Source organism: Paraburkholderia phenazinium, from assembly GCF_900141745.1.
Classification (GTDB): domain Bacteria; phylum Pseudomonadota; class Gammaproteobacteria; order Burkholderiales; family Burkholderiaceae; genus Paraburkholderia; species Paraburkholderia phenazinium_B.
Genome location: NZ_FSRM01000002.1, coordinates 3,252,711 through 3,278,842 on the forward strand (window position 1 = coordinate 3,252,711; position 26,132 = coordinate 3,278,842).

28 protein-coding genes are annotated in these 26,132 nt (G+C 62.6%); 14 read left to right on the plus strand and 14 right to left on the minus strand.

Annotated elements, in window-relative coordinates; genetic code table 11:
* Nucleotides 1-4: 4 nt before the first annotated feature.
* Nucleotides 5-256 carry a YkvA family protein gene (locus BUS06_RS34385; protein WP_074268714.1) on the minus strand — a complete coding sequence of 84 codons (252 nt, stop codon included), beginning with the start codon at nucleotides 254-256 and terminating at the stop codon, nucleotides 5-7.
* A gap of 319 nt (nucleotides 257-575) precedes the next feature.
* Here BUS06_RS34385 and BUS06_RS34390 point away from each other — a divergent pair, with 319 nt between their 5' ends.
* The 3 genes from BUS06_RS34390 (at nucleotide 576) to BUS06_RS34400 (ending at nucleotide 3,679) form a co-directional block, all read left to right on the plus strand.
* Nucleotides 576-1,481, plus strand: coding sequence for a PadR family transcriptional regulator (locus BUS06_RS34390; RefSeq protein ID WP_074268715.1), 906 nt, complete (start codon nucleotides 576-578; stop codon nucleotides 1,479-1,481).
* A 53-nt stretch (nucleotides 1,482-1,534) separates the two neighbouring features.
* On the plus strand, nucleotides 1,535-2,350 hold the full coding sequence (locus BUS06_RS34395) for a siderophore-interacting protein (RefSeq protein WP_074268716.1): 816 nt from the start codon (nucleotides 1,535-1,537) through the stop codon (nucleotides 2,348-2,350).
* A 69-nt stretch (nucleotides 2,351-2,419) separates the two neighbouring features.
* Entirely contained in the window at nucleotides 2,420-3,679 is a 1,260-nt protein-coding gene (locus BUS06_RS34400) for an MFS transporter (RefSeq protein WP_074268717.1), read from the plus strand.
* 6 nt (nucleotides 3,680-3,685) lie between these two features.
* Here the strand turns inward: BUS06_RS34400 and BUS06_RS34405 are convergent, their stop codons facing one another.
* The 3 genes from BUS06_RS34405 to BUS06_RS34415 all read right to left on the minus strand — a co-directional run bounded on the left by BUS06_RS34405 (nucleotide 3,686) and on the right by BUS06_RS34415 (nucleotide 7,547).
* Nucleotides 3,686-4,462, minus strand: a complete 777-nt coding sequence (locus BUS06_RS34405) for an enoyl-CoA hydratase (protein WP_074268718.1) — start codon at nucleotides 4,460-4,462, stop codon at nucleotides 3,686-3,688.
* Between the two features lie 115 nt (nucleotides 4,463-4,577).
* Nucleotides 4,578-6,302 carry an AMP-binding protein gene (locus tag BUS06_RS34410; RefSeq protein ID WP_074268719.1) on the minus strand — a complete coding sequence of 575 codons (1,725 nt, stop codon included), beginning with the start codon at nucleotides 6,300-6,302 and terminating at the stop codon, nucleotides 4,578-4,580.
* Nucleotides 6,303-6,413: 111 nt separating this feature from the next.
* On the minus strand, nucleotides 6,414-7,547 hold the full coding sequence (locus BUS06_RS34415) for an acyl-CoA dehydrogenase (protein ID WP_074268720.1): 1,134 nt from the start codon (nucleotides 7,545-7,547) through the stop codon (nucleotides 6,414-6,416).
* Nucleotides 7,548-7,805: 258 nt separating this feature from the next.
* Here BUS06_RS34415 and BUS06_RS34420 point away from each other — a divergent pair, with 258 nt between their 5' ends.
* The 5 genes from BUS06_RS34420 to BUS06_RS34440 all read left to right on the plus strand — a co-directional run bounded on the left by BUS06_RS34420 (nucleotide 7,806) and on the right by BUS06_RS34440 (nucleotide 13,214).
* The gene (locus tag BUS06_RS34420) at nucleotides 7,806-8,849 is read left to right on the plus strand and encodes an AraC family transcriptional regulator (protein WP_074268721.1); all 1,044 of its coding nucleotides are present in this window, start codon (nucleotides 7,806-7,808) and stop codon (nucleotides 8,847-8,849) included.
* A 102-nt stretch (nucleotides 8,850-8,951) separates the two neighbouring features.
* Nucleotides 8,952-10,526: an NfeD family protein gene (locus BUS06_RS34425; RefSeq protein ID WP_074268722.1), complete on the plus strand. Its 1,575-nt coding sequence runs from the start codon at nucleotides 8,952-8,954 to the stop codon at nucleotides 10,524-10,526.
* A complete protein-coding gene (locus BUS06_RS34430; RefSeq protein WP_074268723.1) occupies nucleotides 10,523-11,299 on the plus strand; it encodes a slipin family protein in 777 nt (258 codons plus the stop codon). Before BUS06_RS34425 ends, BUS06_RS34430 begins: the two co-directional genes overlap by 4 nt.
* 66 nt (nucleotides 11,300-11,365) lie before the next feature.
* A complete protein-coding gene (locus tag BUS06_RS34435) occupies nucleotides 11,366-11,629 on the plus strand; it encodes a DUF4148 domain-containing protein (RefSeq protein WP_074268724.1) in 264 nt (87 codons plus the stop codon).
* Nucleotides 11,630-11,912: 283 nt separating this feature from the next.
* Nucleotides 11,913-13,214: an NCS2 family permease gene (locus tag BUS06_RS34440; protein WP_074268725.1), complete on the plus strand. Its 1,302-nt coding sequence runs from the start codon at nucleotides 11,913-11,915 to the stop codon at nucleotides 13,212-13,214.
* 102 nt (nucleotides 13,215-13,316) lie between these two features.
* On the opposite strand, the gene BUS06_RS34445 is transcribed toward BUS06_RS34440, so the two are convergent.
* The gene (locus tag BUS06_RS34445) at nucleotides 13,317-13,607 is read right to left on the minus strand and encodes a DUF1488 family protein (protein ID WP_074268726.1); all 291 of its coding nucleotides are present in this window, start codon (nucleotides 13,605-13,607) and stop codon (nucleotides 13,317-13,319) included.
* 335 nt (nucleotides 13,608-13,942) lie between these two features.
* Nucleotides 13,943-14,143 (minus strand): DUF2964 family protein, encoded by a 201-nt coding sequence (locus BUS06_RS34450; RefSeq protein WP_074268727.1) that lies wholly within the window; start codon nucleotides 14,141-14,143, stop codon nucleotides 13,943-13,945.
* 277 nt (nucleotides 14,144-14,420) lie between these two features.
* On the opposite strand from BUS06_RS34450, the gene BUS06_RS34455 reads away from it, so the two are divergent.
* Complete coding sequence (locus tag BUS06_RS34455) at nucleotides 14,421-16,436, plus strand: sigma-54-dependent Fis family transcriptional regulator (RefSeq protein WP_074268728.1); 2,016 nt, start codon at nucleotides 14,421-14,423, stop codon at nucleotides 16,434-16,436.
* A gap of 98 nt (nucleotides 16,437-16,534) precedes the next feature.
* On the plus strand, nucleotides 16,535-16,837 hold the full coding sequence (locus BUS06_RS34460; protein ID WP_074268729.1) for a 2Fe-2S iron-sulfur cluster-binding protein: 303 nt from the start codon (nucleotides 16,535-16,537) through the stop codon (nucleotides 16,835-16,837).
* Here BUS06_RS34460 and cysC read toward each other — a convergent pair.
* Complete coding sequence (cysC, locus tag BUS06_RS34465) at nucleotides 16,834-17,421, minus strand: adenylyl-sulfate kinase (protein ID WP_074268730.1); 588 nt, start codon at nucleotides 17,419-17,421, stop codon at nucleotides 16,834-16,836. The two genes, BUS06_RS34460 and cysC, sit on opposite strands and share 4 nt — an antisense overlap.
* Nucleotides 17,422-17,678: 257 nt before the next feature.
* Here cysC and BUS06_RS38005 point away from each other — a divergent pair, with 257 nt between their 5' ends.
* Nucleotides 17,679-17,828, plus strand: a complete 150-nt coding sequence (locus tag BUS06_RS38005; RefSeq protein ID WP_167379457.1) for a hypothetical protein — start codon at nucleotides 17,679-17,681, stop codon at nucleotides 17,826-17,828.
* A 40-nt stretch (nucleotides 17,829-17,868) separates the two neighbouring features.
* Here BUS06_RS38005 and BUS06_RS34475 read toward each other — a convergent pair whose 3' ends face one another.
* Nucleotides 17,869-18,084: a hypothetical protein gene (locus BUS06_RS34475; protein WP_074268732.1), complete on the minus strand. Its 216-nt coding sequence runs from the start codon at nucleotides 18,082-18,084 to the stop codon at nucleotides 17,869-17,871.
* Between the two features lie 130 nt (nucleotides 18,085-18,214).
* The gene (locus BUS06_RS34480; protein WP_074268733.1) at nucleotides 18,215-18,409 is read right to left on the minus strand and encodes a YqaE/Pmp3 family membrane protein; all 195 of its coding nucleotides are present in this window, start codon (nucleotides 18,407-18,409) and stop codon (nucleotides 18,215-18,217) included.
* A 271-nt stretch (nucleotides 18,410-18,680) separates the two neighbouring features.
* On the opposite strand from BUS06_RS34480, the gene BUS06_RS34485 reads away from it, so the two are divergent.
* The 3 genes from BUS06_RS34485 to infA all read left to right on the plus strand — a co-directional run bounded on the left by BUS06_RS34485 (nucleotide 18,681) and on the right by infA (nucleotide 20,142).
* Nucleotides 18,681-18,899, plus strand: coding sequence for a hypothetical protein (locus BUS06_RS34485; protein WP_074268734.1), 219 nt, complete (start codon nucleotides 18,681-18,683; stop codon nucleotides 18,897-18,899).
* Between the two features lie 532 nt (nucleotides 18,900-19,431).
* A complete protein-coding gene (locus BUS06_RS34495) occupies nucleotides 19,432-19,713 on the plus strand; it encodes a hypothetical protein (protein WP_074268736.1) in 282 nt (93 codons plus the stop codon).
* A 156-nt stretch (nucleotides 19,714-19,869) separates the two neighbouring features.
* Nucleotides 19,870-20,142, plus strand: coding sequence for a translation initiation factor IF-1 (infA, locus tag BUS06_RS34500; RefSeq protein WP_042325066.1), 273 nt, complete (start codon nucleotides 19,870-19,872; stop codon nucleotides 20,140-20,142).
* Nucleotides 20,143-20,254: 112 nt separating this feature from the next.
* Here infA and BUS06_RS34505 read toward each other — a convergent pair whose 3' ends face one another.
* The 5 genes from BUS06_RS34505 to BUS06_RS34525 form a co-directional block, all read right to left on the minus strand.
* Nucleotides 20,255-21,052 carry an IclR family transcriptional regulator gene (locus tag BUS06_RS34505; RefSeq protein ID WP_074268737.1) on the minus strand — a complete coding sequence of 266 codons (798 nt, stop codon included), beginning with the start codon at nucleotides 21,050-21,052 and terminating at the stop codon, nucleotides 20,255-20,257.
* A gap of 91 nt (nucleotides 21,053-21,143) precedes the next feature.
* Nucleotides 21,144-22,049, minus strand: a complete 906-nt coding sequence (locus BUS06_RS34510; protein WP_074268738.1) for an SMP-30/gluconolactonase/LRE family protein — start codon at nucleotides 22,047-22,049, stop codon at nucleotides 21,144-21,146.
* Complete coding sequence (locus tag BUS06_RS34515) at nucleotides 22,046-22,891, minus strand: citryl-CoA lyase (protein WP_074268739.1); 846 nt, start codon at nucleotides 22,889-22,891, stop codon at nucleotides 22,046-22,048. Before BUS06_RS34515 ends, BUS06_RS34510 begins: the two co-directional genes overlap by 4 nt.
* Nucleotides 22,892-22,919: 28 nt before the next feature.
* Entirely contained in the window at nucleotides 22,920-24,368 is a 1,449-nt protein-coding gene (locus BUS06_RS34520; protein WP_083611810.1) for an MFS transporter, read from the minus strand.
* 35 nt (nucleotides 24,369-24,403) lie between these two features.
* Entirely contained in the window at nucleotides 24,404-25,615 is a 1,212-nt protein-coding gene (locus BUS06_RS34525) for a CaiB/BaiF CoA transferase family protein (protein ID WP_074268740.1), read from the minus strand.
* Between the last annotated feature and the right edge of the window lie 517 nt (nucleotides 25,616-26,132).

The following is a 26,132-nucleotide window of genomic DNA, read 5'->3' on the forward strand; positions in this document are numbered from 1 at the left end:
GATCTCATCGACGACGTAGACGTTGCAATTCGGTTGGTAGAAAGCGGACCATCAAATGCAATGCCATCGGGACCAGCACACCGTCGTCCACAATCCCGACGAATGGAACAGCAAAATTGAAAGGATCGATCGCGTACAACGCCACAAGAGCGAATGCGGGCATCAGCCATACCGGACGGTCCGGGTGCCTCAGCGCATACCAGAGCACCCGAAGATCGTTCTTGACCACCTTCAACAGCAAAACGATTTTTTTCATCTCGACAGATCCTCCACCCGTTCCGTTCCTGCATCGGCTACGCCGCCTGCCGCTTCTGAATCTGCGAGCGCCGTATTTCGCAACTCGAATGCTACTCCAGGATCGGACGCGATAGCCTGCGCCTCCACTGTCTCCCAACCCCCGCACCAGGCAACACCTCAATTTTGTGCTGCGCATAACGCCTCAGCACTTCGACCGCGGCGCCCCCGCCCTCCACACACCAAACAAAAAACTGATCCATCCCCGTATTTTCTCTTTGACAGAGTATCTTTAGATATATATCTTAAGACACATCTTAAGACACACCCGGAGAACGCAGATGCGTCATTCACATCATTCCCGCCGTCATCACGACATCGACGGCATGTATTCCACCGACCGTTTCTCGCTGCATGCGCTGTGGCATGCCCTCAGCCGCGAGCAATACCGCGAGGGCGGCCGCGAACGCCACGAAGGCCGTGGCGAGCGCGAAGGCCGCGGCCACGCCCGCTCACCCCGTGGTTTCGAAGACTTCTTCGCCGCCCGCGGAGCCTTTCCCGAGCGCTTTGCGCTGCACGCCCTGTGGCACGCCATCGGCCGCCATCAGCACCATCGCGGCGAACGCGGCGGTGACCGTAGCGGCCGCTTTGGCGGTCCCGGCGGCCCTGGGGGTTTCGGCGGCGACGGAGACGGTTTCCCGCGCGGCCGCAAATTCAGCTCGGACGATCTGCAACTGTTGCTGCTGGCCCTGCTGGACGCCCAGCCGAGCCACGGCTACGAACTCATCAAGGCGCTCGAAACACGCTCGAACGGTTTCTATAGTCCGAGTCCCGGTATGGTCTACCCCGCGCTGACCTACCTCGAAGAAATCGGCTTCGTGACCGTCCAGCTCGAAGGCAACCGCAAGCGCTACGAACTGGCCGACGCCGGCCGCCAGCACCTCGCTGACAACCGCGAACGGGCAGAGATGATGCTCGCCAAGCTGAACCATATTGCCCGCAAGATGGATTCCGTGCGGCGCGCCTTCGCTGGCGAAGAGCCGCTGGATCCGAGCGAAGGCGGTTGGCTGCCCGAGCTGATCGAAGCCCGCCGTGCCCTCAAGCATGCGCTGTTCCGCCGCGACAACGTACCGGCCGACGAACAACGCCGCATCGCCGCGATCCTCGCGCGCGCCACGGCTGAAATCGAAGGCAAGCCGGACGCAGGCACGAACACCGGCACCGACGCCGGCGCGGGAGATATCTGAGCCCAGGTGGCCAGAATCCCGCGCGCTACCCGACATCACCGGAGAGAACATTTATGCTGACCAGGTCCGATCTCGCGGTTACCCGCGTACGTCATCCGCTGAAATTCCGTTTGCTGCAAGTCACGCGGGTTCATCCGCTGACGCCTCATCTGATTCGCGTCACCCTCGCCGGTGACGATCTGCACGACTTCGAATCGGCTTCGTTCGACGATCACATCAAGGTCTTCTTCCCGGCGCCGGGCGCCGACAAACCGGTGCTGCCAGAGGCAGGCCCGAACGGCCCGGTGTTCCCGGAAGATCAGCCGCGACCCGTGGCGCGCGATTTCACGCCACGCCGCTATGACCGCGCCGCGCGCGAGCTGGATATTGAATTCGCGATGCACGAAGCCGGGCCGGCCGCGAGCTGGGCAGCGCAGGCAAAGGTCGGGCAATATCTGGGCATCGGTGGTCCGCGCGGCTCACTGGTCATTCCCACCGCTTTCGACTGGCATCTGCTGATCGGCGACGAGACCGCCCTGCCGGCCATCGCCCGACGTCTGCAGGAGCTGCCTGCCGGCACCCGCGTGGCGGCGGTCCTCGAAGTCGCCGATCCGTCGGCGCGCATCGAATTCGATACGCAGGCCGAACTGCATGCGGTGTGGCGCTACCGCAGCGACTCACCGTATCGCGGCGACGCATTGCTGCAAGCGGTCCGTGAAACGTATCTGCCGGATGGCGAAGGCTATGTCTGGGCTGCCGGCGAATCCGCCACGATGCGCGCGGTGCGGTATCACCTGTGCACTGAGCGCGGCGTCGACAAATCGCGCATCCGTGCGGCGAGCTACTGGAAACAGGGCGCCGTAGCGGTGCACGAAAACCTCGACGACTGAGCCCGCGCAAACTCGCCAACATCATCGCCAGCCCCACGGCTGGCTTTACCCTTTTCAAGGATCTTGCCGATGTATTCCATCAGCACAAAGCACGAACGGCGTCTACTCTGGCTGCTCGCGCTGACGCAGTTCACTGTCATCATGGACTTCATGGTCATGATGCCGCTGGGTCCGCAGATCATGCATACCTTCGGCATTACACCAGCGGCCTTCGCGACGGCAGTGTCGGCTTACTCGTGGTGTTCGGGACTGTCGGGGCTGTTCGCCGCCACCTATATCGACCGCTTCGACCGGCGCAAGCTGCTGTTGACGGTGTACGCACTGTTCGCGGTGTCCAACCTGGGCTGTGCGCTCGCCAGCAGCTTTCCGTTGCTGCTCGCGGCGCGCGCATTTGCCGGTATTACGGGCGGTGTGCTGGGCTCGGTGGTCATGGCGATCGTCGGCGACGTGGTTCCGGTGCAGCGCCGTGGTGCGGCCACCGGCATCATCATGACCTCGCTCTCGCTGGCCGCGATTGCCGGCGTGCCGGCCGGCGTCATGCTCGGGGCGCACTTCAACTGGGCGGCACCGTTCCTGCTGCTGGTGGTGCTCTCCGTGGTGATCTGGTTTGTCGGCATGCAGATCGTGCCTTCGCTCGCCCAGCATCTGAGCCGCCGGCCACCGCCGTTGAACCAGGTCTTGCCCGACCTCGGACGCCTGCTCACCAATCCGCGGCATCTGAATGCGTTTGCGCTCACCTTCATGATCATGGTGTCGCATATGCTGGTGATTCCGTTTATCTCGCCGATGCTGGTGCTCAATCACGCCGTGGCGCCCGCAAATCTGTCGTGGATGTATATGGGCGGAGGTTTCGCGACGTTCTTTACGTCGCGTGCGATTGGGCGCCTTGCTGACCGCTACGGCAAGCATCGGGTGTTCCGCATTGCCGCTCTGGTGTCGTTGCTGCCGGTGCTGTTCGTGACCCACCTGCCCAATCTTCCGTTCGTGGCGATGGTGCTGTTTTTCCCGTTCTTTATGGTGTCGATGTCAGGACGGATGATCCCCATGCAGGCCCTGCTCACGACGGTTCCCGAGCCTACCCGCCGGGGTGCATTTCTCAGTGCGAACAGCGCTTTGCAGGCGCTGGGGATGGGCTGCGGTGCATGGCTCGGCGGCTTGATGCTGACCAATACCGCGAGCGGACAGATTGCCGGTTATGGCACGGTGGGCTGGGTGGCGGCGGGCATCACGATCGCGGCTGTGTTGTGGGTCAACCGGGTCAAGGCAGCGGCCGATAACGCACCGCCTGCCGCCGCTGAGTTCGTTGCGGAACCGTTGAGCGAGGTTTGACCCAACCTATGCTACATGCCATTGCGGCGGCCGCTTCTCGAGAAACGCGTTGACGCCTTCGCGTTGATCCGGCCCATCGAAGAGATCGACGAAGCGCTCGCGTTCAACCGCGAGCGCCGCCGAACGCGGCACACCTTGACGGCCCTGATGGATCAGGGTCTTGCTGAAAGAGACCGCCTGCGGACTGAGCGCCGTCACACGTGCCGCCATTGCTAAAGCGGCCTCGCGTGCGGCGCCCTTCTCCACCACTTCTTCGACGAGGCCGATCCGCAATGCCGTCGCGGCATCGATGCGCTCGCCCGTCAAAATCATCCGCTTCGCCCAGCCTTCGCCGACCAGCCACGGCAGCGTCTGCGTGCCGCATCCGCAAGGCAGCAAGCCCACTGCCGTTTCCGGCAACGCGAGCTGCGCGTGCTGCTCGGCAATCCGGATATCGCAGGACAGCGCGCATTCGAGGCCGCCGCCCATCGCGTAGCCGTTGATCGCGGCAATCACCACGGCGCGTGCGTTTTGCAGCGTCTCGAAGGCGGCGCCGAAGCGCGCAGCGGCGGTACGTGCGACATCGCGATTGCCATCCGCGAAGGTGTTCAGATCTGCGCCCGCGCTGAAGAATTTCGGGCCGTCACCGGTGATGACAATCGCGCGCACACGAGCCTCGCCGTTCAGGCGTTCGACCGTGTGTTGCAGTTGCAGGAGTCCGTCCGGGGTGAAAGCGTTCGCGGGCGGGCGTTTGAGCGTGAGCAGGGCGACGGCGCCGTCGTTTGCGTAGTCGAGTTCGATCATCATGCGTCTCCGGCTGGAAATGCTGTGCTATCGCCGCTGCGCGTAACCGGGCGGACGGCTCATAGCGTTTGAAAAAGAGGTAGACAGTGCAGCATTGCGCTGCAACGGCTTCGATCTATTTACTATTCCCGCCCGACAGATCCGCGAAGTCCTCTTCCCAGTACTCCCCAGGCAGACGCGCGGGTTCGGCGGTCCGTTCCAGTTCGCGGCGCCGCAGTTCAACGCGGCGGATCTTGCCGGAGATGGTCTTGGGTAGCTCGCTGAACTGCAGACGGCGAATCCGTTTGTACGGGGACAGTTTTTCGCGCGAAAACTGGAACACGCTGCGCGCGAGTTCGGGGCCGGCTTCATAGCCATGACGAACCGTGACAAACGCTTTCGGCACGGACAGGCGCACGGGGTCGGCACTCGGCACCACGGCCGCTTCGGCAATCGCCTCGTGCTCGATCAGCACGCTCTCCAGTTCGAACGGACTGAGCCGATAGTCGGACGACTTGAACACGTCATCGGCGCGGCCCACGTACACGTAATAGCCATCGTCGCGCCGCAGCGCCACGTCGGAGGTGTGGTAATAGCCGTTGCGCATCGCCTGCACGGTTGCATTCGCGCTGTTCGCGTAGCCCGTCATCAGGCCAAGCGGGCGCTGCGCGAGCGGCAAGGCAATTTCGCCTTCGCTGACGGGATGATCGTCGGCATCGACGAGTTCGATGCGGTAGCCCGGCAGCGGCCGGCCCATCGAGCCCGGCACCACTGGCTGGCCGGGTGAATTGCCGATCTGGCAGGTCGTCTCGGTCTGGCCAAAGCCATCGCGGATCGTCACGTTCCATGCATGCCGCACACGCTCGATCACCTCCGGATTCAACGGCTCGCCCGCGCCGACGATCTCGCGCAGCCTGACCGGATAGTCGGCCAGCGGCTCCTGCACGAGCATGCGCCAGACGGTCGGCGGCGCGCACAGCGTCGTGACGTTGCAGCGCACCAGCACATCGAGCGTTTCCTTCGGCACGAAGCGCGCGTAGTTGAAGACAAACACGCAGGCCTGCGCATTCCACGGTGCGTAGAAGCAGCTCCACGCGTGCTTGGCCCAGCCGGGCGAACTGATGTTCCAGTGGATATCGCCCGGTTGCAGGCCGATCCAGTACATCGTCGACAGGTGTCCGACCGGGTAGCTTTGATGCGTATGCTCCACGAGTTTGGGCTTCGACGTGGTGCCTGACGTGAAGTACAGCAGCAGCGGATCGGTGGCGCGCGTCGGACCACCGGGCGTGAACTGCGCGGCGGAATCGTAAGCGGCGGAAAGATCGATCCAGCCGTCACGCGGCGCGCCGACCGACAGACGCGTCAGCGGGATATCGAGGCCATCGAATTTCGCCAGTTCCGCGCTGTCCACCACGACGAATTTCGCCTCGCCGATCTGGATGCGGTCGCGCACGTCGTCGGCGGAAAGCTGGGTGGTTGCGGGCAACACGATCGCGCCGAGCTTCATCGCCGCCAGCATCACGTCCCAGAGTTCAACGCGATTCGGCAGCATCAGCAGCAGGCGGTCGCCACGTCCTACGCCGATACCGCGCAGAAAATTCGCCATCCGCGCCGAGCGTTCGGACATCTGCGCATACGAGAACTTCGTACCCGGGCCACTGGGATCGTCGACGATCCACAAGGCCGGGTTGTCGTTGCCTTGCGAAATCACATCGAAATAGTCGAGCGCCCAGTTGAACTGATCGAGCACCGGCCAGGCAAACTCGCTATACGCGCGCTCGTAGTCCGTGCGATGGCGCAACAGGAGATCGCGCGCATCGAGGAAGGCCTTCGTCGAAATCGGAATGGTTCGCTCGGTCATCGTCGTCTCCTTTGTCGAAGGGGGTCAGCGCTTCAGGGCTAGCTCCCGTCTCGTGCAGATGCTGCCGTAGCGTCCGGCGCATGTGCGTTCTATTGGCGTTTCATTCTGCACTCAAACGTGTCGCGCGATCACCATTCTTTGTACTTCGCTCGTCCCTTCGTAGATCTGCGTGATGCGGGCATCGCGATAGTGACGCTCCACCGCGTAGTCCTCCAGGTAGCCATAGCCGCCATGAATCTGGATCGCGTGCGAACAGACCTCCTCGGCCATCTCGGACGCATACAGCTTCGCCTGCGATGCCTCGGACAGGCACGGCTTGCCCGCGCTGCGCAGCCGCGCCGCGTGATGCACCAGCAGCCGGGCCGCGTTCAGGCGCGTGAGCATATCGGCCAGCATATTGGCAACGGACTGGTGTTCCGTCAGCGGCTTGCCGAACTGGATCCGCTCGCGAGCATAGAGACGCGCCGCATCGAAGGCTGCGCGGGCGATGCCCAGTGCCTGCGCCGCGATGCCGATGCGTCCGCCTTCGAGATTCGACAAGGCGATGCGCAGCCCTTCGCCGCGCTGGCCGAGCAGATTCGCCTCGGGGATGGCACAGTCCTCGAACGAGATCGGGCAGGTATCCGAGGCGCGGATGCCGAGCTTGTGCTCGGGGCGGCCCACGTTGAAACCGGGGGTATCGGTGGGCACGATAAAAGCCGAGATGCCTCGCTTGCCCAGTTCGGGATCGGTCACGGCAAACACGATGGCGATGTTCGCCCGCGCGCCGTTGGTCACAAACTGCTTGCTGCCGTTGATTATCCATTTACCGTCGCGCAACTCGGCACGCGTGCGCAGGTTATGGGCTTCCGAGCCGGCCTGCGGCTCGGTCAGGCAGAACGCGCCGATCCGGCGTCCGGTAGCGAGATCCTGGAGGTACTCATTTTTCTGCGCCTCGGTGCCGAAGTTGAGAATCGGGCCGCAGCCGACCGAGTTGTGCACGCTCATCAGCGTCGCGCACGAGGCGCAACCGGCGGCGATTTCTTCGAGCGCTAGTGCATAGGCGATGTAGTCGGTGTATGAGCCGCCCCATTCGGACGGCACGATCATGCCGAGAAAACCCAGCTCGCCCATCTGCGTGACGACCTGATCGGGCAGTTTTGCCTCGCGGTCCCATTGCGCCGCATGCGGCACGAGGCAATCGACCGCGAAGTCGCGAGCCGCGTCGCGGATCATCCGCTGTTCATCGGTGTAGAAATGGTCCATGGCTTACGCCTGTGTCTCCGTCCAGATTGAACAAGTGTAGCAAGCCGCTGGACAGCTTCGATGCTCTGCCCGATCATTCTGCGTGAGCGCATTTGCCATGCCCGCGTGATCCGGCAACGTTTCTGCACGTAAATTGACGGGGTCGCTGTTCTCCGGCACGCGCAATCTTGAGCGCGTTTGCCAGCCTGGGCCGGTTGTGCCCCACCCTTGGCCGCCCACCGAGCTTGAGGCCCATGCCATGCAACCCATTCCGATTCAATGACGCCGAAAAACGATAAAGGGACGATCTCGCTGAGCCTCGTCGAAGAAACGCTGGCGCTCGCGCGGGCGCGCGGTCTCGATGTGAAGCCGCTCGTCGAAGCCGCCGGCATTGCGCCGCAGATGCTGGCCGCGCCGAAAAGCCGGGTTTCTTCAGCGCAATACGGCGCGCTGTGGGTCGCCATTGCAAACGCGCTCGACGACGAGTTTTTCGGCCAAGACCCGCATCCCATGCGTCGCGGCAGCTTTATCGCCATGACGCAGGCAACCTTGACGGCACGCACCGGCGGCCAGGCCCTGGCAAGGGCGCTCAGTTTCATGCGCCTGGTGCTCGACGATCTGAGCGCACAACTCAGCACAGACCCCGGCCGCGTGCGGATTACGTTCAACCATCGGGACGGCACTCCGCAGCCGACCATGTTCGCCTACGCAACGTATTTCATCCTGGTCTACGGACTGGTGTGCTGGCTGGTCGGACGGCGCATTCCGCTGCTGGCGGCGCGCTTTCGCTGCGCCGAGCCGCCTGCCGCGCAGGAATACCGGCTGATGTTCTGCGAAGACATGCAGTTCGGCGAGGACGCGTCGTACGTCGACCTGGCGCCGGCGTTTCTCGAACTGCCCGTGGTTCAGACCGCGCAGTCGCTCAAGCCGTTTCTGCGCGATGCGCCGGGCAACTTTGTCGTCAAGTATCGCAATCCAGGCTCGCTGGCCGCGCGGGTCCGCAAGGTGCTGCGTGCGCTGCCGGCGGCCGGCTGGCCCGCCGCCGATCAGATGGCACTCCGTCTGCATGTTGCGGAAGCAACCATGCGGCGGCATCTGAAGCAGGAGGGCTATACCTACCAATCCATCAAGGACGACCTGCGGCGCGATATTGCCATCGCCGAACTGCAGGACACTCGGCGTAGCATCGCGCAAATCGCTACACGCGTGGGTTTCGCCGAGCCAAGCGCATTCCATCGCGCGTTTCGCAAATGGACCGGCATGCGGCCGACCGATTACCGGCTCGAGCGGGCCGATCTCACGCATCCCGCGGAATCGGACTAAGCTGTAAGCAGCAGGCCCTTTTTTCGGCCGGCGCCGCTCGATCACACTCGCCACGTCTCATCTGGGACGGTCGGGTCCGATACGGCGCTCTGGCCGTCCGCGATGAGAACGTACCCGTTTCTCCCGTTCCGGCAATCCGGCCCGCACCCCCGGCGTATCCCCGGTGGTCTAGCGGTCCGGTTTCTACGCGGCGTCGCCGCGCTAGGCCTCCTGCTGGCGTTCGCCAGCACCCTTCCCCTTGGCATAGAGGCTGCGCCGGCGCCCGGCGGCGTCATCGTGATCCCCGTCAGCGGCGCTATCGGACCCGCGAGCGCCGACTTTATCGTGCGCAGTCTGCAACGCGCGGCGCAGCAACAGACGTCGCTCGCGGTGCTGCAGCTCGATACGCCCGGCGGTCTCGATACCTCGATGCGGCAGATCATCAAGGCCATTCTGGCTTCGCCTGTGCCCGTCGCCGCATTCGTGGCGCCGAGCGGTGCGAGGGCCGCGAGCGCGGGCACGTATATCGTCTACGCAAGCCACGTCGCGGCAATGGCGCCCGGCACCAATCTCGGCGCGGCGACGCCGGTGCAGGTCGGTCTGGGCGGCGCGGAGCCAGCGGGACAAAGCGCACCCGGCTTGCCGGCGATGAACCCAGGCGGCCAGGGAAGCGCTGGTGCACCAACGTCCGTATCAGGAACATCCGGGTCATCAGGCGCCGCGGCAGCCTCAAGCGCTCCTGCCGCGCTGCCACTCGACTCGCAATCGACCGAAATGCGCAAGCAGGTCCACGATGCCGCCGCCTATATTCGCGGCCTCGCGCAACTGCGTGGCCGCAATGCCGATTGGGCCGAGCATGCCGTGCGCGAAGCCGTGAGCCTGTCGGCTAACGAAGCGCAGGCCCAGCACGTGATCGACCTCACCGCGCGCGACGTCCCCGATCTGCTGCGCAAACTCGACGGCCGCATGGTCAACACCGTTTCAGGCAACCAGCCGCTGCATACGGCCAACGCTCCAATCATCACGCTGGAACCCGACTGGCGCAGCCATTTCCTCGCGGTTATCACAGACCCGAACGTGGCATTGATTCTGCTGATGATCGGCATGTACGGCCTCTTTTTCGAATTCGCCAATCCGGGCTTCGTGCTGCCCGGCGTGGTAGGCGCGATCAGCCTCTTACTCGGCCTGTTCGCCATGCAGATGATGCCCATCAATTACGTGGGACTGTGCCTGATCTTGCTGGGCCTCGCCTTCCTGGTCGCGGAAGCGTTTCTGCCGACCTTCGGCGCGCTGGGCTTTGGCGGCATTGTCGCGTTCGTGGTCGGCGCGCTGATGCTGATCGATACCGATGTGCCGGGCTACGGCATTCCCTTGCCGGTGATCGCGGCCGTCACCGCATTCAGTGCGCTGTTTGTATTCACGGTATCGAGCGTGGCGCTGCGCGCGCGCCGACGGCCGGTCGTGACCGGTTCGGAAGCGCTGATTGGCAGCCTCGGCGTGGTGCTCGAGGAAGGGCTTGTGCCGCACGGAGGCGGGGATGCAGGCGTGGGTTGGGCGCGCGTGCATGGCGAGCGCTGGCAGGTGTGTAGCGCGGCGCCGCTTGCGGCCGGCCATGCGGTGCGTGTAACGGCGCGGCGCGGCCTCACGCTGACCGTGGTGCCGGAAGGATCACAACATGGAGAAGGGGACCCCTCATGATTGGTTTCACATTCGGCTTCAGCAGCATTCTGATCGTGCTGGTGGCCGTGCTGATTGCCTCGTCGATACGTATTTTTCGCGAGTACGAACGCGGTGTGGTCTTCATGCTCGGCCGCTTCTGGAAAGTCAAGGGACCGGGGCTCGTGCTGATCATCCCGATCGTCCAGCAGGTGGTGCGCATGGATCTGCGCACCGTCGTGTTCGACGTGCCGCCACAGGACGTGATTACGCGCGACAACGTCTCGGTGAAGGTCAACGCGGTGGTGTATTTCCGCGTCGTCGATCCGGAACGCGCTGTGATTCAGGTGGCGAAATACTTCGAGGCGACCAGCCAGTTGTCGCAGACCACGTTGCGCGCAGTGCTCGGCAAGCACGAACTTGACGACCTGCTTGCCGATCGCGAGCAACTCAACGCGGATATCCAGAAGGTGCTCGACGCACAGACCGATGCCTGGGGCATCAAGGTGGCGATCGTCGAAATCAAGCATGTGGATATTAACGAAACGATGATCCGCGCGATCGCCCGCCAGGCCGAAGCCGAACGCGAGCGGCGCGCGAAGGTGATTCATGCTGAAGGCGAGTTGCAGGCCTCGCAGCATCTGCTGGAGGCGGCCCAGACGCTGGCGCAGCAGCCGCAGGCGATGCAACTGCGCTATCTGCAGACGCTCACGACGATCGCTGCGGACAAGAACTCGACCATCGTGTTTCCGCTGCCGATCGATTTGCTGAGTGCCGTGCTGGACAGGATGGGCAAGCCGTCGTCGGCAGCTTAAGTGTCGAATCAGGCAAACCGCACCCTGAGTCCAGGGTTTGTACTGATCGCTCCAAAGGAGCTTGTGATGAAAACCCTCTCTCGCATCACCCTCGGCGCACTGCTGGCGGCATGCTGCGCAAGCACCGCATTTGCGCAGACATCGCAGGGTTCATGCAACCCGTATGCGCCCAAAACCCGCGCCGAAGTGAAAGCGGATTACATCCAGTGGCGTGCGGCGGGCTACGATCCGCAGGATTGGATCAACTATCCCTACAACGCGCAGCAGGCCGGACGGATCGTCGCACAGCGGCATGCAATGGCGGGTATTCCGGCTGGCTGCGTGCAGTAAACGTGTCTGCTGCGGCAAGCGCACTTGCCGCGCCTTGCCTGGTGTCGCGCCGCACCGTCCGGGCGCCGGCACGGTATCATCTCGCCCCTTCGATAACACACAAGCGGCCCGGCATCCGGGACTGTTGCATCGGCTCCACGCCAGCCATGCCGATCCGGTACATCAGCGTCAATCGTGACTACAATCCGCCCGTAGCGCTTTGCGAGCGTCCGCCGCCGTGTGAAGCGGCGGCGCCTGCCGATCACCACAACAAGTAACTTCATCACGATCCGAGACCCGCCTAATGGACTCCGTAAAACGATACTTCGGCTTCGACGAAGCTGGCACCAATCTGCGTACCGAACTGCTCGCAGGCCTGACCACCTTCCTGACGATGGCGTACATCATCTTCGTCAACCCGGCGATTCTCGGCGACGCAGGCATTCCCAAAGATGCCGTGTTCGTCGCGACCTGCCTGGTTGCGGCGCTCGGCTCGCTGATCATGGGTCTGTACGCGAACTATCCGATTGCGTGTGCCCCAGGCATGGGCCTGAACGCGTATTTCGCCTATACGGTCGTCAAAGGCATGGGCTTCACATGGCAGGCTGCGCTCGGCGCGGTGTTTATCTCCGGGTGCCTGTTTATGATCGTCACGCTGTTCCGCGTGCGCGAGGTGATCGTCAATGGGATTCCCCATTCGATCCGCATCGCCATCACTGCGGGTATCGGTCTCTTTCTCGCGATTATTTCGCTGAAGTCAGCCGGTGTGGTGGTCGGCAATCCGGCTACGCTGGTCACGCTCGGCAATCTGCATGACCCGCATGTGATTCTCGCGGTGATCGGCTTTTTTGCCATCGTCACGCTCGATTATCTGCGGGTACGCGGCGCGATTCTGATTGGTATCGTCGGCGTGACCGTGCTGAGCTTTTTCTTTGGCGGTAACCAGTTTCACGGCATCCTTTCAGCACCGCCGTCGATCGATGCGACGCTGTTTCACCTCGACATTCGCGCGGCCCTCTCAGGTGGTGTGCTCAACGTCATCATGGTGTTCTTTCTCGTCGAACTGTTCGATGCAACCGGCACGCTGATGGGCGTCGCCAACCGCGCGGGCCTGCTGGTCGAAGGCAAGATGCATCGTCTGAACAAGGCGCTACTCGCCGATAGCACCGCCATTCTCGCGGGCTCCTTGCTGGGCACTTCGTCGACCACGGCTTACATCGAAAGCGCATCGGGCGTGCAGGCGGGCGGGCGCACCGGCGTCACGGCGATCACCGTCGCGGTGCTGTTTCTGCTTGCACTGTTCTTTGCGCCGCTCGCGGGCGTGGTGCCCGGCTATGCGACCGCACCGGCCCTGCTGTATGTGTCGTGCCTGATGCTGCGTGAAATGGTCGACCTGCCATGGGACGACGCCACCGAAGTGGTGCCCGCCGCGCTCACGGCGCTGCTTATGCCGTTCACTTATTCGATTGCCAACGGTGTGGCGTTCGGCTTTATCTCGTACGCGGGACTGAAGCTGCTGACGGGCAAGGCGCGCCAGGTCAAGCTGGTGGTGTGGATCATCGCGGCGATCTTTCTGTTCCGCTATTTCTATCTGGGCGCCGACTGAGCATCGGTTGGGCGGCGGGCGAGCAGGCAGGCGCTGCCGCTCAAGCCTGGCAGCGCCAGGCTTTGCTTGATTAGCCTTACTGAGTAGTGCCCAGAGGTAGCGTCAGTTGCGCCAGTTCGCTTCGTAGAAGCGCACATAGCCGCTGCGCAAAACCAGGCATTGCGCACGCGTTTCCGACAGCAGACGGCGCGTTGCAGCTTCAATACGCGCCCGATGCTCGGCGAAAGCGCCGACCATATCTTCCAGACGCGGCGATGCTGCGCCGTAGTGGTCCTCAAGTGCCTCGGCGGTGATCATGCACTCCACCCTTTCCCCATCAATCATTGCCGGGAACGCCAGGGTAAGTTCGCGCCCCGAATACTCAGGGGTTTCGTTCGGGAAAATGATCTGCATGGGATTCGCCTTGGTTTGACAGGGTGGATCACTCGAGGCCGCGCACGCCTGTTTTTAAGTGCCTCCCTCAGTGCTCGAGGCGCGGGCTACACCAACCGCAGAAACGCGCGCAAGCACGCTCGCTGCGGGTGATTTCATTACTGTAGACGAGTTCCGGCGCGCCGCAAGTTTTCCTTCGAGGTGGCCCAATTCTGGTGCAGGTCAAACGCTGCCCGGGGCCACACTACTCACACTGCGCGCGCTGCGGACACAGCCGCGCCCGCCAGCGGGTGTACTTACGCATCCGTCGTCGACCTGCTTGCGTCGGACAGCCTCGCAGGCTGTCACCGAGCTGTCTACGAGTGATCTCGCGGCCAGAGATTCAGGAAAGCGGCAGAGGCGATAACGCCCAGTGCCACCGTTGCGGCCCCCGAGAGGGTCACCCCGTTCTCGTCGAACAACATTCCGTGGATCACGACCGCTATGCCTATGACTGCGATAAACGTCGCAAGCAGTGCAAGGACAACCCCTACTTCCGTGTGTTCCGTGTGCACCATGGCGTACTCCCAAACTGGCGCTAGCGAGGCGGGCAAGGCCTCAATGGGGCACGGCGCGAACGCGTCCCATAGTTCAAATCATTGCACCTCTGCGGGCGAAATCAAGTACGGAATAGCCCGCAGCGTGTGGCGTGCGGGGTATACGCCCGATCCTGTAAGATGAAACTTCGACGGCGCGGCATGCTGCGCTGCGGGATGGCAACGGACGGGCAATGTACCCGCTGTGTCGAATTCCAACCGGAGACGAGCAGTGACCCATCGCCCTTGCGCGCCCCCTATGGCGCCTGCCCCTGGCCACGCCCTGGCTGGCCATCTGGATCTGATTGCGCAGTCCCATGCACGTTCGCTCGAGGTGGGACTGCGCGCTTCGGAAACGCCTGATTTCCATCCATTGCGCCAAACGGCCCTGCGCCAGCTCGTCGAGCGCAATCACTCGCTGTATGCGCACGCGCTGCCGGTGATGGAGACGCTGCACGCACAGATCGTCGACACCCAGAGCATGGTGCTGCTCACCGACGATCACGGCGTGATCTTGCATAGTCTCGGCGACAGCGACTTTATCGAAAAGGCCAACCGGGTCGCGCTATGTCCAGGCGTGTCGTGGGCCGAAGCGGACCGCGGCACCAACGCGATCGGCACTGCGCTGGTCGAGCGTCAACCGGCGGTCGTTCATGCCGACGAACACTTTCTTCACGCGAACCGCATCCTGACCTGCTCGTGTGCGCCGATTGCCGATCCGTATGGCCGCATCATCGGCGCGCTGGATGTGAGCGGCGACACGCGCGGTTTTCATAAGCACACCTTGGCGCTCGTGCGGATGTCCGCGCAGATGATCGAAAACCATCTGTTTGCTAATCAGTTTGCCGATGCCGTGCGGATCCATTTTCATGCGCGCGCCGAATTTATCGGCACACTGTACGAAGGGCTCGCGGCATTTGCGCCTGACGGCACGTTTCTGTCGGCCAATCGCAGCGCCCTGTTTCAATTAGGCGAGCCGCTTGCGGCGCTGCAACGGCAATCGTTCGAAACGCTGTTCGGCAGCGCATTTGCGGCCCTGCTGCAACAGACGCTCTGCGCGCCTGGCGAATGCACGACGCTGATGCTGCCGAGCGGTGTGCGCGTAATCGCGCGCGGTGAATTTGCTGCGCCGCGTCAGTTCGTGCAGGCCGGCGGCGTTGGCGGGCAATCGGGCGTGGCCACGGTGATTCGTCCGACAGCCCGTGCGGTAACGCCGGCGACGCTCGCCACGCTCGATACCGGCGACACGCGGATGGCGGCGATCCTGCGCCGTGTCGAGAAAGTCCGCGGCCGCGATATTCCGATCCTCGTGCTCGGCAAAACGGGCACCGGCAAGGAATGGCTGGCCCGCGCGATCCATCACGATTCGCCGCGCAGCACGGCGCCGTTTATCGCCGTCAATTGCGCGTCCCTGCCCGACACGCTGATCGAGGCCGAGCTGTTCGGCTACGAAGACGGCGCATTTACTGGCGCAAAAAAACGCGGCCGCGTCGGCAAGATCGTGCAGGCCGATGGCGGCACGCTGTTTCTCGACGAGATCGGCGATATGCCGCTCGCGCAACAGGTGCGGCTGATGCGTGTGCTGCAGGAGCGCACGGTGACGCCGCTCGGCAGCACGCGGGCGATTCCGGTCGACTTGCGGATCGTCTGCGCAACCCACCGCAATGTGCGCTCGATGATCGAAGACGGCACCTTCCGTGAAGACCTTTACTACCGGATCAACGGGCTGGTCGTGAGCTTGCCTGAACTCAGCGAACGCACGGATATGCCGGCGCTCGTGTCGCACATCCTCGCCGCGCAGTGCGAGGGCGAACGGATGCCGGTGCGCGTCTCGGATGACGTGCTCGCGTGTTTCAGACGGTGCCGTTGGCCTGGCAATCTGCGGCAACTGGCGAACGTCCTGCGTACGGCCGCGATCATGGCTGAAGGTGCAGCGCAGATCGAGATCGAACATCTGCCGGAAGATTTCCTGCAGGACTGCGACGATGCGTCGGACGTCGCAAGGGCGCGGGAGATTGCGACAGAAGCAGTGTCCGCAACGACGACGACGCACAACGCAAACGTAGCCGCCGCGCCCCAGCGCACGTCCGCTTCGCCAGCCTCGCCGGCGCGGATGGAAGAGTGGCAGGCTACCCTGATCGCGCAAACCCTCTCGCGCCACGGCGGCAACGTCTCCGCTGCGGCACGCGAACTCGGCCTCGCGCGCAATACGGTCTACCGGTATCTGCGCCGCGCGCCGAACCCATCAATGGGGACACCGGGGCAGCGCAAGTAGAGACGCAACTTCACCGGTATTCGCAGTCGGACAGGCGAGTCTGAGGTATCGTGACGGGCTGACTCCAATTCCACGCACGATGGTTGCTGTCTGAAGCAATGTCCGAAACCAAGCCCCCGTTCTCGGTGCGGGTCGAGCCACTCGGCCGCACGTTCGAAGCGCCAGACTCGCTGACCGTGCTCGAAGCCGCCGGCTTCGCCAATCTGCGTTTGCCGCGCTCGTGCCGCAATGGCACATGCAGGACGTGTATGTGCCGGCTGGTCAGCGGCGCGGTCTCGTACATCGTCGAATGGCCGGGATTGAGCCGCGAAGAGAAGGCCGACGGGTTTATCCTGCCCTGCGTAGCGGTGGCACAATCGGATGTGGTGATCGAGGTACCGGACGCCGTGGAGATAATCTAGCGGCTTTGATGTCCCGCGCCCTTCACGCTCTCCGTTCGCACACGCTTGCCCAGACGCAAAATAATGGTGGCCACCGCGCTCTCGACCCGGCAACGCGACGTCTCGATCACGAGATCCGGGTTGGCCGGGACCTCATAAGCGGACGAGACGCCGGTGAATTGTGCAATCTTGCCGAGTCGCGCCTGCGCGTACATGCCCTTCGGATCGCGCTGCGAGCAAAGCTCGGCGGACGCCGAAATGAAAGTTTCCAGAAAGCCAGCGCCGATAATCCCCCGGGCCAACTCACGCTGAGCGGCGAGCGGCGAAATGGTGGCGACCAGCACCACGTGACCCATCTGCTGAAACAGTCTGGCGACATGAGCAATGCGGCGAACATTCTCGAGGCGGTCAAGATCTGAAAATCCCAGATCCGAACACAGGCCCTCTCTAAGCGTATCGCCGTCGAGCACCACGACTTTTGTGCCCTGCTCCAGCAATGCTGTGTTCAGTGCCTGCGCTATCGTGGTCTTACCCGCACCTGGCAGTCCCGTCATCCAGATAACCGGCGGTAATTTGGCGCTCGTCAATCCAACATTGGCGTTCATGAAATCGCATCCAGATTATTTTCGACCTCACTTTAACGTTTGCGCGCCGATATTCCGTCGCAGAAAAAAATAGTCTCTTTACCGAAAATTTCGCCGCCGCATTGGGGAATGGATGCGCTGTCCGGCGACGGCGTTCCAGGTGGAAACCGGCCGCGCCCGTTCATTCGCGTTGAATGAACAGTGTGTTGTCATTTCAGCTGATTTTCTCAAGCAGGCAACGGACTACACTCACGGCACTCCATCACCGTGAACGCATCATGCTGCTCGCATTTTTTATCTTGTCGCCGCTAGCCATATGGGCGCTGATCGGGTTCGCGCGTCGTATCAATCCGCTCACTGGCCATTTCACCCCCGGCGAATGGCGCCGCCGCTCGCTTGAAACCCTCAAGGTAAGCCGGCCAATGTAAAAGCTGCGCGCGTGGCTGGCGATTTTTTCAAGCGCTGGGCTTAACGATGGCCGTCGATGTCGAGGCCAGTTGACTCGGGCACGCCGCCCGCCAGAAATGCTTCAAGTCCGAACAGCCACGCGAAGCAGAACGTGACGCGAGCCAGCGAGCCGCCATGCCGTTGTGAACGGGAAGCCTCAGGGTTTGCCTCGGGCGGTGCGAGCGGTAGTACCGGGCGGGGCGAGGCGTAGTCGGCAGCGGTGTGGTCAGGGCGCATGGTGATTCTCGTTATGTGCTTCGGGTAGCCTCACCAAGCAAACGGCGTGCCTTCCCGCCCGAGCCCCCGCCCAGCCGACGAAACCCGTGTTCCATGCATTAAAGGACACCCGGGTTCCGTCGCAACTGTCTCACCTGCGCGAACCTAGCGCGCGTTCGATTTTCTGGTCGGCCTTGTACTGGCTCAGCGCATACACCGACCAGATCGCCGCTGGAATCCAGCCAATCAATGTGATCTGCAAAATCAGGCAGATGATCCCGGCGAACGGCCGGCCAATCGTAAAGAACTGAAACCACGGCAGGATGATGGCAAGCAGCAGGCGCATGCAGATTTCCTTATGACATCCGGCTTGCCTGACTCGAAGCGGCGTACCGGATCAATTGACTGGAGCGAAGCGCGGCGCACTGCCGGCTTCGTATTCGACCCGCTCGAAAATGACGGGAGCTGGACGCGCCAAGATCGTACCATTGGCGGTTTGCCGACCTGGGGCTGTGGGGTCCGCAGACACAGATGCATTTTTGTTCGCGTGGCGGGCAGAATTTTTTCGTGCGATAAGGGAAACACCTATGGGTAATCCCTATTCCACGGAGCAACAGATGGCCACGCTAGAAGCGTTTCGCGCCGTGCTTGACGATGAAGGCACGCCGGAAATCATCCGCAATCACATCATTGATTCGCTGCAATACACGCTGCGCAATTACGGGCAGGTATTCACGTCGAAGGAAGTCGAGTGGCTAGCCGTTTGGGATGACGCCCGCATTCCGCTCGCCGCCTCACGTGAACTGAAGAAACGCGTCGCGGAAACCACCCGCTGACACGATCATCATAAAGAGTCGCCGGCCGGAAGCGCTGGCGCCCTCCCTTGCCGTCCGTCCAGGCATCCTCTCGCCGCTCGCAACGGGGTCCGCGAGAGCGTCTGCCGTGCCGTTTTCAGGCCCGCCGTTGCTCGCGCGGCAGGTTTTGCTATCCAAGCTGGCCCATTTAGTGCATCATATTGGAATAGCTGTATTCGGCACCTGCAGCATCGGCAGCACCAATCGGCATCTCCGCAGTACCCCCGACTGTTCGACCGCCGCCTGTCGGCGATCCCGTCACTCCGGCAATGCGTAACATGCATTCGCCGTCGCGAGTTGTGCAGTTTTCATGCGCCTGATGTCCACGCGACATTAGCGTGTTTCTTCTCCATCCAATCCGCGATTTTGCGCGGCTGCGCTCAAGCCCCCTGCCATCGGGCCTGTGCCACTCTTTTTCCATGGCGGCGCGCCCCAAGGTGCTGCGCTGCCGGGCCTGTTGTGCCGGGCGTAACACGCCTGACACGGCAGCCACGTATTACAGGACAAGTACTTCATGAATCAAGTTGTAAAGACCTACAAGGGCTACGAAATTCATCCGCTCGTGTATCCGCGCCGTCCCGCTGACGGCACGACCAGTCGCAATCCGGACGCAGGCTACGAAGCCTCGGTGCGCATCTGCCGCGTTGGCGCCAATCCGGCAGCCGACGGCCGGGTGTTCCGCCTGCCGTATCTGTGGCCGTTCGAAGGCACGGGCAAGGCCCGCATCGCTTGCATGGCGCACGCTGAACAGTTGATCGACGGCCGTGTAGACGGCCAGTCGGTGGCCGATCTTTGATTGGCAATCGCAAAACTGCCCCCATCTACGCAAGGTGCGCCTCGCGCGCCGCGCCGCTCCATCCTCTGCGGGTGCGCCGTGACGGCACCCGTCCTACCTCATTACAAGCTTTGCCGTTGAGCAAGGCACCCTTACCCCATCGACCAGGAGTAATGCATGGCGAAAGAAGAACTGCTTGAACTTGACGGTATCGTCGACGAAGTACTTCCGGATAGCCGTTACCGCGTGACGCTCGACAACGGCGTCGTGGTTGGCGCTTATGCGTCCGGACGCATGCGCAAGAATCACATCCGTATTCTCGCGGGCGACCGCGTGACGCTCGAACTGTCGGTCTACGACCTGACCAAAGGACGGATCAATTTCCGTCACAAGGACGAACGCGCCTCCGGTGGCGGCGGCGCCCGCAATACGCAGTTCCGTCGTCGCTAATCGTAGTTGAAATGGCGGCGCGTTTGCTGCCGCCTTGCGGGCTGGTGTTGAAGAGCCATCGTGTTGATGGCCTGTTGATTGCCTCCACCCGCTAGCGAAACTTCTCGCGCGCCTACTCCGGCTTGAGTAATGCCAGAGCGGCGCGCAGTGGAGTCGCATCGCCGCCGAGCTGCTCGCTGGCCTCGATTGCCGCGTCCAGCATCGGCTGACGCATGCGCAACATCAGCGCCTCATCGACCCGCGAACGTGGCCCTGCCAGCGTGAACACGCCGGCAAGCGGCCGTGCCGCCGAAAACACCGGCGTCGAAACCCCCGCCGTATCGGCATCCCGCTCTCCCACCGACAGGTAATAGCCGTCGCGGCGGATTCGCTCGAACAGTTCTCCATGACCGCCGTCGAACGCGCTTAGTACGCGTCCGCCTGAGCCTCTGTCCATTGGCAGGACGTCGCCCTCGCGCACGTGATCGCGGATCGCGTGGGTCGAATCGACGCGATGCAAACACACGCGCAGATCTTTCTGCCGCACGTAGAACGATACGCTTTCGCCGCTGGCGTCGCGCAGGCGGCGCATCAACGGCAACACCACATCCCCTAGTTGCAGACTGCGCTGATACAGCGCGCCCAGTTGCAGCGTTGCCGGACCGACGTAGTAGAGACCGTCGTCCGAGCGCAGCAGCATCCGGTGATGCGCAAGCGACGCGATCAACCGCAGGATCGTGCTTTTGTAGAGGCCCGTGCGAGCGGCAAGTTCGGCGAGGGAGACGCCTTTATCGTCAGGGCGAAATGCGAACAGGATGGCGAAGGCGCGATCGAGCGCGGCGACGCCGTCGGGTGCGTGCGAAGGACCCGCGGCAGCGTCGGCGTCCGCGGTGGAGGGACCGGAAGCGCTGGAAGATCTTGAGGCAGCCATAGGGAGTGTGTGGGGCGAGCGGTGAAAAGCGCTGGGGAGCAGCGTTGAGAAACGCCGGATTGGCCGGCGTTATGCGTGACAGAACGCTATCTTACCCGCCGCGGCCGGGTGTATTCCACTGCGCCGTCAAGACCGACCCGGTACTCGAATCCGTGATAAATACAGAGCTGTGATGCGGTCCGCCAAACGTGACATTGGTGATCGTACGGCCCGCGCATGATTCGATCTTGGCGATCCCCTCGCCATGCGAATTCAGCACGAACACCGCGCCAAGCGATGCATGCGCGACAAACAGATTGCCGTCGCGGTCCATCGTCAGGCCGTCGGGGCCGCTGACGCCATAGAACTGAGCAAAGCGCCCCACCTTGCTGGTGCTGCCGTCATCGAGCAGCGGCAGGCGCCACACCGAGTTGTCACGCGTCATCGCCACAAACAGCACTTTTTCGTCGGGACTTAGCACCAGTCCATTCGGGCTCGGGCCATTCGTAATCAGACAGTCGAGCCGTCCATCGGGACGCAGCCGGTAGACGCGCCCCGTGGGGTCATGCAAGCCCGTCTGGCCCTGATCGGTAAAGTAGATATCGCCATTGCTCGCGACGATCAGATCGTTCGGTCCTTTGAAACGCTCGCTGTTGCGCCGTGCGATGACCGGGCTGACCGCGCCGCTCTCCGGATCGAATGCGAGGATACCGTTCTTGTAGTCTGCGATCAGCAGTCGGCCATCGGGATGCCACGCCAGACCATTAGGCTCGCCATCGTATTCGGCCACCACGCTCCATTCGAACTCCGGCGAAATCCGCAGGATCCGCCCGTGCGGAATATCGACGAGATACAGATTGCCATGCGGGTCAAAGCATGGCCCTTCGATAAACGAATCCACCACTGCCCCGCCCTTGTTGGCGCGCGACCACTCCGTCACGTCGTGGCGGCGCATCGGTTGCGGCATGGCCGTCAGGATCGCGGTTCCGACGATGGGCGGCACGGGAGACCAGTTCATTGCCCCTCCTCTTCCTGCTCGAGATGGCGTGTTGCGGGCCCGGTATAGCGATAGGCCATCTGGCGCGGCATCGGTCCCTTGTTGCGCTCGCCGCGGCCGCGCTGCTCCCACGCATGAGACAGAATGCCGACCGCGCGTGACAGGCAAAAGACGCCGCGCGCCAGTTCTGGGGCGAAGCCAAGCTCGGCGTAAATGACGGCGGTGGCGCCATCGATATTCATCGGAATTGGCTTCGCTTTGCGCTGCTTGAGCAAGGCCTCGATAGCACGCCCGATGGCGGCGTATCGTCCGGACACGACACCTTCGGCGGCGGCTTCGTCGACCATGCCAAGCAGGCGGCCCGCGCGCGGATCGACAGGGTGGAAGCGGTGCCCGAAACCCGGCAGATATTTGCCGTGCTCCGCAATGAAGTGGTCAATGCATGTCTGAACCGCTGCTTCCAGCGTTGCGCCGTCGGCCTGCGCACGTTCGATCGCATGGAAGAGCTCGACGGCCTGTTGCCCTGCACCGCCGTGCACATCGTCGAGGGTATTCAGCGCCGAGGCCATGGCACCGTTCAGCGGCAATCCGCAACTCACCGCCATACGCGAAATCGCAATGGAAGGCGCATGCGGACCATGATCGACGGAGGCCACCAGCGCTGCTTCCAGCAGACGTGCCTCACCCGCGCTCGGCAAATCGCCGCGCAGCATCAGCCAGATCATCTGCGGAAAACTGATCTGCCCGATCAGCTCCTGAATCGGATAGCCGCGCACCTGGATCGAGCCCGGGTGAATATCGATGATCGAGGTGCTCCAGTAATCGGCAGCGAGCGTGGCGGGGTCGAGCGGGGTTTGAGTCATAGCGGTTGTGTCGGTGATGTCGGTTGTGTCAGCGATTGATGTCTTCGAGCGCGAGGCCTTTCGTGGCGGGTCCCATGACGCCGATCAGCAGCATCACAAACACCATGCAACTGCTGATCATGACGAACACGCCGTTCGCGCCGAAGTCGCGCAGAAAGAACGCCACCAGAAAGCCGGAAAAGATCGCGCTCAGGCGGCTCCATGAGTAGACAAAGCCAATCGCCCGCGCACGGATTTCGGTCGGATACAGTTCAGACTGATAGGTCTGAAACGAGTAAGTCATGATGGTCAGTGCGAGGTTCATACAGAAGCCGAAAACAATGAGCCCCAGCGAGCCGGTCTGATGCGCGAAAGCGAGCCCGAATACGGCGATCGCACCCGACGAGCCGACCAGACTCCACTTACGTTCGATCCTGTCTGCAAAGTAGAAAAACAGCGCAGGCCCGAGCGGCAGCGCAATCGACATCAGAAAGGAGTACTGCAGGCTATGCACGAGATTGATGCCCTTGCTCGTGAGTAGCGAAGGAATCCAGTTGCTAAAGCCGTAAAAGCCGATCACCGAGACCGCGTTATAGACCGACATCATGATCGTGCGCTTCAGATACGGCGTTTTGAGGATGTCGCGAAAGCGGCGCTCGACGGTCGGCACGCTGTGCGCATGCGGAACCGCCGCCGGCAATGGACGGCCATACTGGCGCTCGACAATGCGCTCGATCTGCTGCGTCACGCGCGCCGCTTCATCGAGTCGGCCACGCGTCACGAGCCAGCGCGGACTTTCGGGAATGCCGAGCCGGATAACCCATACGATCGCTGCGCCGACGGCGCTGGCTAGCACGACCCAGCGCCAGCCATCGAGACCGAATGGTTGTTGCGGCACGAGCCACCACGACATCAATGCGACCACAGGCACCGCGCAGTACGGCACGATCTGCGTGATTGCAAAGGCGCGGCCACGCAGATTCTTCGGTATCAGCTCCGCGACGTAGGTGTTGATGGTCACCATCTCGACGCCAAGTCCGATCCCCGCAAGCAGACGAAAGAGATTCACGCCGAGGGCGCTTTGCTGAAACGCCATCATGAGGCTCGCCGCCGTGTAGCCCAGCAATGCCACCACGAAGATGCGTCGGCGTCCGAAACGATCGGCAAGAAAGCTGAGTCCCATGGTGCCGATAAAGAGCCCGAGAAATGTCGACGCCACAAACGCTGCGATGCTGTTCATGGCGAAGATCGACGTCGACGTCTTGACGAACAATCCGCTCACAATCAGCCCCGGCGCAATATAGCCGGTCATAAACAGATCGTAGAACTCGAAGCAGCCGCCGAGCGATAGCAGGAACACAATGGTCCAGATATGCCGCGTGGCAGGCAACCGGTCCAGGCGCGCGACAATACCGCGTGCCTGGCTCTCCTGATCGACGCGGTGCTCCACGGCGTCCGCAAAGCCGCTACGGGCGATCGTATCTGATGCTTGTCTCATGAATTTCCCCATTCAGGTCTCTTCGGGACGCGGGCTTAAATAGCGCCGTCTTTTCGCAGTTGCGCAATAGCGCTGGCGTCGAACCCCAGACGTTGCAAATGCGCGTCTGTGTGCTCGGACAAATGCGGCGCGCGCGAGGTAGGCGCACCGCTCGAAATTTCTCCTTTGGCGTCGACGAAGCGAAAGCCCGCGCGGGTCACACGCTGGACCGTCTCACCGTCCTGCAACTCGTGGACGAAAGCGCGTTCGACCAGTTGTGGCTGGCTGATTGCTTCCGGTACGCTCAGTACGAGGCCGGCTGGCACGCCGGCCTCCGTCATGCGTTGCTCCCAGTTGCTGGCGACGTCGCGAGCGAGCGCGGCTTCGATCTCGTGCTTCAGTTCGAGGCGATACTGCTTGCGTGAATTGCGCTCGCTAAAGCGTTCGTCACGCGGCAAATCCGGCCGGCCGATCAGTTCGCATAACGCAATAAACTGCTTGTTCTCGTTAGCGGCGATATTCAGCATGCCCTCGCCGCAGACGAAGGTCCCGGACGGCGCGGCCGTGAAGTTTTCATTGCCCATCGGCGTGGGCGTCACGCCGGCATTCAGATAGTTGGAGACCACCCAGCCCATGCTGGAGAGTGTCGCTTCCAGCATCGACACATCGATCACCCTTCCCTCGCCGGTGCGTTGAGCTGCCACCACAGCCGCGCAGATCGCCAGCGCTGCGCTCATGCCGCCGACGGTGTCCGACACCGGGTAGCCGACGCGCAACGGTGCGCTTTCGGCATCGCCTGTCACGCTCATTGCCCCCGACATTCCCTGGATGATCTGGTCATAAGCGGGACGATGCGCCAACGGACCGTCATTGCCGAAACCCGAGATCGCGCAGTAGACGAGCCGCGGGTTCACTTCGAGTAGCGCTGCCGCGCCCACCCCCAGGCGGTCCATCACGCCCGGGCGGAAGTTTTCGACCAGCACATCGGACTCGGCCACGAGCTTGCGCAGGATCTCTTTGCCCGCCTCGTGCTTCAGATTGAGCGTCAGCGACTCCTTGCCGGCATTCACGGCCACGAACGACGCGCCCATATTTCGCGCCGACGCTTGCGGATCGGCGCCTAGGCGACGGGCGAGATCGCCGCCAGCGGGATTCTCGATCTTCAGGACGTCGGCGCCGAGCAGCGCAAGCTGATAGGTGCAGAACGGGCCGGAAAGGACATTGGACAAATCCAGCACGCGAATGCCGGAAAGCGGGAGAGAAACCATCACGAGCCTTTACTGGATTTCCGATTGTTGTTCTATCTGATAGAACGACGTTCTATAATTCGATGAGGCGGATTGTGGTCCTTGGGATTGGGGTGGGGAATAGGGGTTACCACCGAGCAGCTAGCACTGCGGGAGCGTGCGAAGGTGAGTGACATCAACCGGGAAACGCCTCTCTGACATTCGCCGCGTTAGCCGCCAAACGAATCGCCATGACCAGCGTACGCATATCGGACTTTCGGCGCTGGGACTCACGCAGGGGATCTGGTCGCCCATGCGAGGTTTTGCGCGAGAGCAAGCGGCTACTACACCCATCTCGTAGCGGCCGACGCACGTCGTAAGGGCCATTACGATGGCCGGGGGGTATTGAGCGAAAGCGGTCTGGTGGAATTCATCACCTTCGCTGTGAATGCCAGAAGCAGAAGCGAGCACGGCTTAACTACACAGTCGCCTATCACGCGCCACTCCTGTGCGCTGCGTTCGCATCGCACCACCGCGGTGCGCCCCAGACCCGCCGGCG

Bases quoted from the DNA above. Each gene is read 5' to 3' on its own strand.
- BUS06_RS34385 (WP_074268714.1), bottom strand. From the start codon at position 256: ATGAAAAAAATCGTTTTGCTGTTGAAGGTGGTCAAGAACGATCTTCGG.
- BUS06_RS34390 (WP_074268715.1), top strand. From the start codon at position 576: ATGCGTCATTCACATCATTCCCGCCGTCATCACGACATCGACGGCATG.
- BUS06_RS34395 (WP_074268716.1), top strand. From the start codon at position 1,535: ATGCTGACCAGGTCCGATCTCGCGGTTACCCGCGTACGTCATCCGCTG.
- BUS06_RS34400 (WP_074268717.1), top strand. From the start codon at position 2,420: ATGTATTCCATCAGCACAAAGCACGAACGGCGTCTACTCTGGCTGCTC.
- BUS06_RS34405 (WP_074268718.1), bottom strand. From the start codon at position 4,462: ATGATCGAACTCGACTACGCAAACGACGGCGCCGTCGCCCTGCTCACG.
- BUS06_RS34410 (WP_074268719.1), bottom strand. From the start codon at position 6,302: ATGACCGAGCGAACCATTCCGATTTCGACGAAGGCCTTCCTCGATGCG.
- BUS06_RS34415 (WP_074268720.1), bottom strand. From the start codon at position 7,547: ATGGACCATTTCTACACCGATGAACAGCGGATGATCCGCGACGCGGCT.
- BUS06_RS34420 (WP_074268721.1), top strand. From the start codon at position 7,806: ATGACGCCGAAAAACGATAAAGGGACGATCTCGCTGAGCCTCGTCGAA.
- BUS06_RS34425 (WP_074268722.1), top strand. From the start codon at position 8,952: ATGAGAACGTACCCGTTTCTCCCGTTCCGGCAATCCGGCCCGCACCCC.
- BUS06_RS34430 (WP_074268723.1), top strand. From the start codon at position 10,523: ATGATTGGTTTCACATTCGGCTTCAGCAGCATTCTGATCGTGCTGGTG.
- BUS06_RS34435 (WP_074268724.1), top strand. From the start codon at position 11,366: ATGAAAACCCTCTCTCGCATCACCCTCGGCGCACTGCTGGCGGCATGC.
- BUS06_RS34440 (WP_074268725.1), top strand. From the start codon at position 11,913: ATGGACTCCGTAAAACGATACTTCGGCTTCGACGAAGCTGGCACCAAT.
- BUS06_RS34445 (WP_074268726.1), bottom strand. From the start codon at position 13,607: ATGCAGATCATTTTCCCGAACGAAACCCCTGAGTATTCGGGGCGCGAA.
- BUS06_RS34450 (WP_074268727.1), bottom strand. From the start codon at position 14,143: ATGGTGCACACGGAACACACGGAAGTAGGGGTTGTCCTTGCACTGCTT.
- BUS06_RS34455 (WP_074268728.1), top strand. From the start codon at position 14,421: ATGGCGCCTGCCCCTGGCCACGCCCTGGCTGGCCATCTGGATCTGATT.
- BUS06_RS34460 (WP_074268729.1), top strand. From the start codon at position 16,535: ATGTCCGAAACCAAGCCCCCGTTCTCGGTGCGGGTCGAGCCACTCGGC.
- cysC (WP_074268730.1), bottom strand. From the start codon at position 17,421: ATGAACGCCAATGTTGGATTGACGAGCGCCAAATTACCGCCGGTTATC.
- BUS06_RS38005 (WP_167379457.1), top strand. From the start codon at position 17,679: ATGCTGCTCGCATTTTTTATCTTGTCGCCGCTAGCCATATGGGCGCTG.
- BUS06_RS34475 (WP_074268732.1), bottom strand. From the start codon at position 18,084: ATGCGCCCTGACCACACCGCTGCCGACTACGCCTCGCCCCGCCCGGTA.
- BUS06_RS34480 (WP_074268733.1), bottom strand. From the start codon at position 18,409: ATGCGCCTGCTGCTTGCCATCATCCTGCCGTGGTTTCAGTTCTTTACG.
- BUS06_RS34485 (WP_074268734.1), top strand. From the start codon at position 18,681: ATGGCCACGCTAGAAGCGTTTCGCGCCGTGCTTGACGATGAAGGCACG.
- BUS06_RS34495 (WP_074268736.1), top strand. From the start codon at position 19,432: ATGAATCAAGTTGTAAAGACCTACAAGGGCTACGAAATTCATCCGCTC.
- infA (WP_042325066.1), top strand. From the start codon at position 19,870: ATGGCGAAAGAAGAACTGCTTGAACTTGACGGTATCGTCGACGAAGTA.
- BUS06_RS34505 (WP_074268737.1), bottom strand. From the start codon at position 21,052: ATGGCTGCCTCAAGATCTTCCAGCGCTTCCGGTCCCTCCACCGCGGAC.
- BUS06_RS34510 (WP_074268738.1), bottom strand. From the start codon at position 22,049: ATGAACTGGTCTCCCGTGCCGCCCATCGTCGGAACCGCGATCCTGACG.
- BUS06_RS34515 (WP_074268739.1), bottom strand. From the start codon at position 22,891: ATGACTCAAACCCCGCTCGACCCCGCCACGCTCGCTGCCGATTACTGG.
- BUS06_RS34520 (WP_083611810.1), bottom strand. From the start codon at position 24,368: ATGAGACAAGCATCAGATACGATCGCCCGTAGCGGCTTTGCGGACGCC.
- BUS06_RS34525 (WP_074268740.1), bottom strand. From the start codon at position 25,615: ATGGTTTCTCTCCCGCTTTCCGGCATTCGCGTGCTGGATTTGTCCAAT.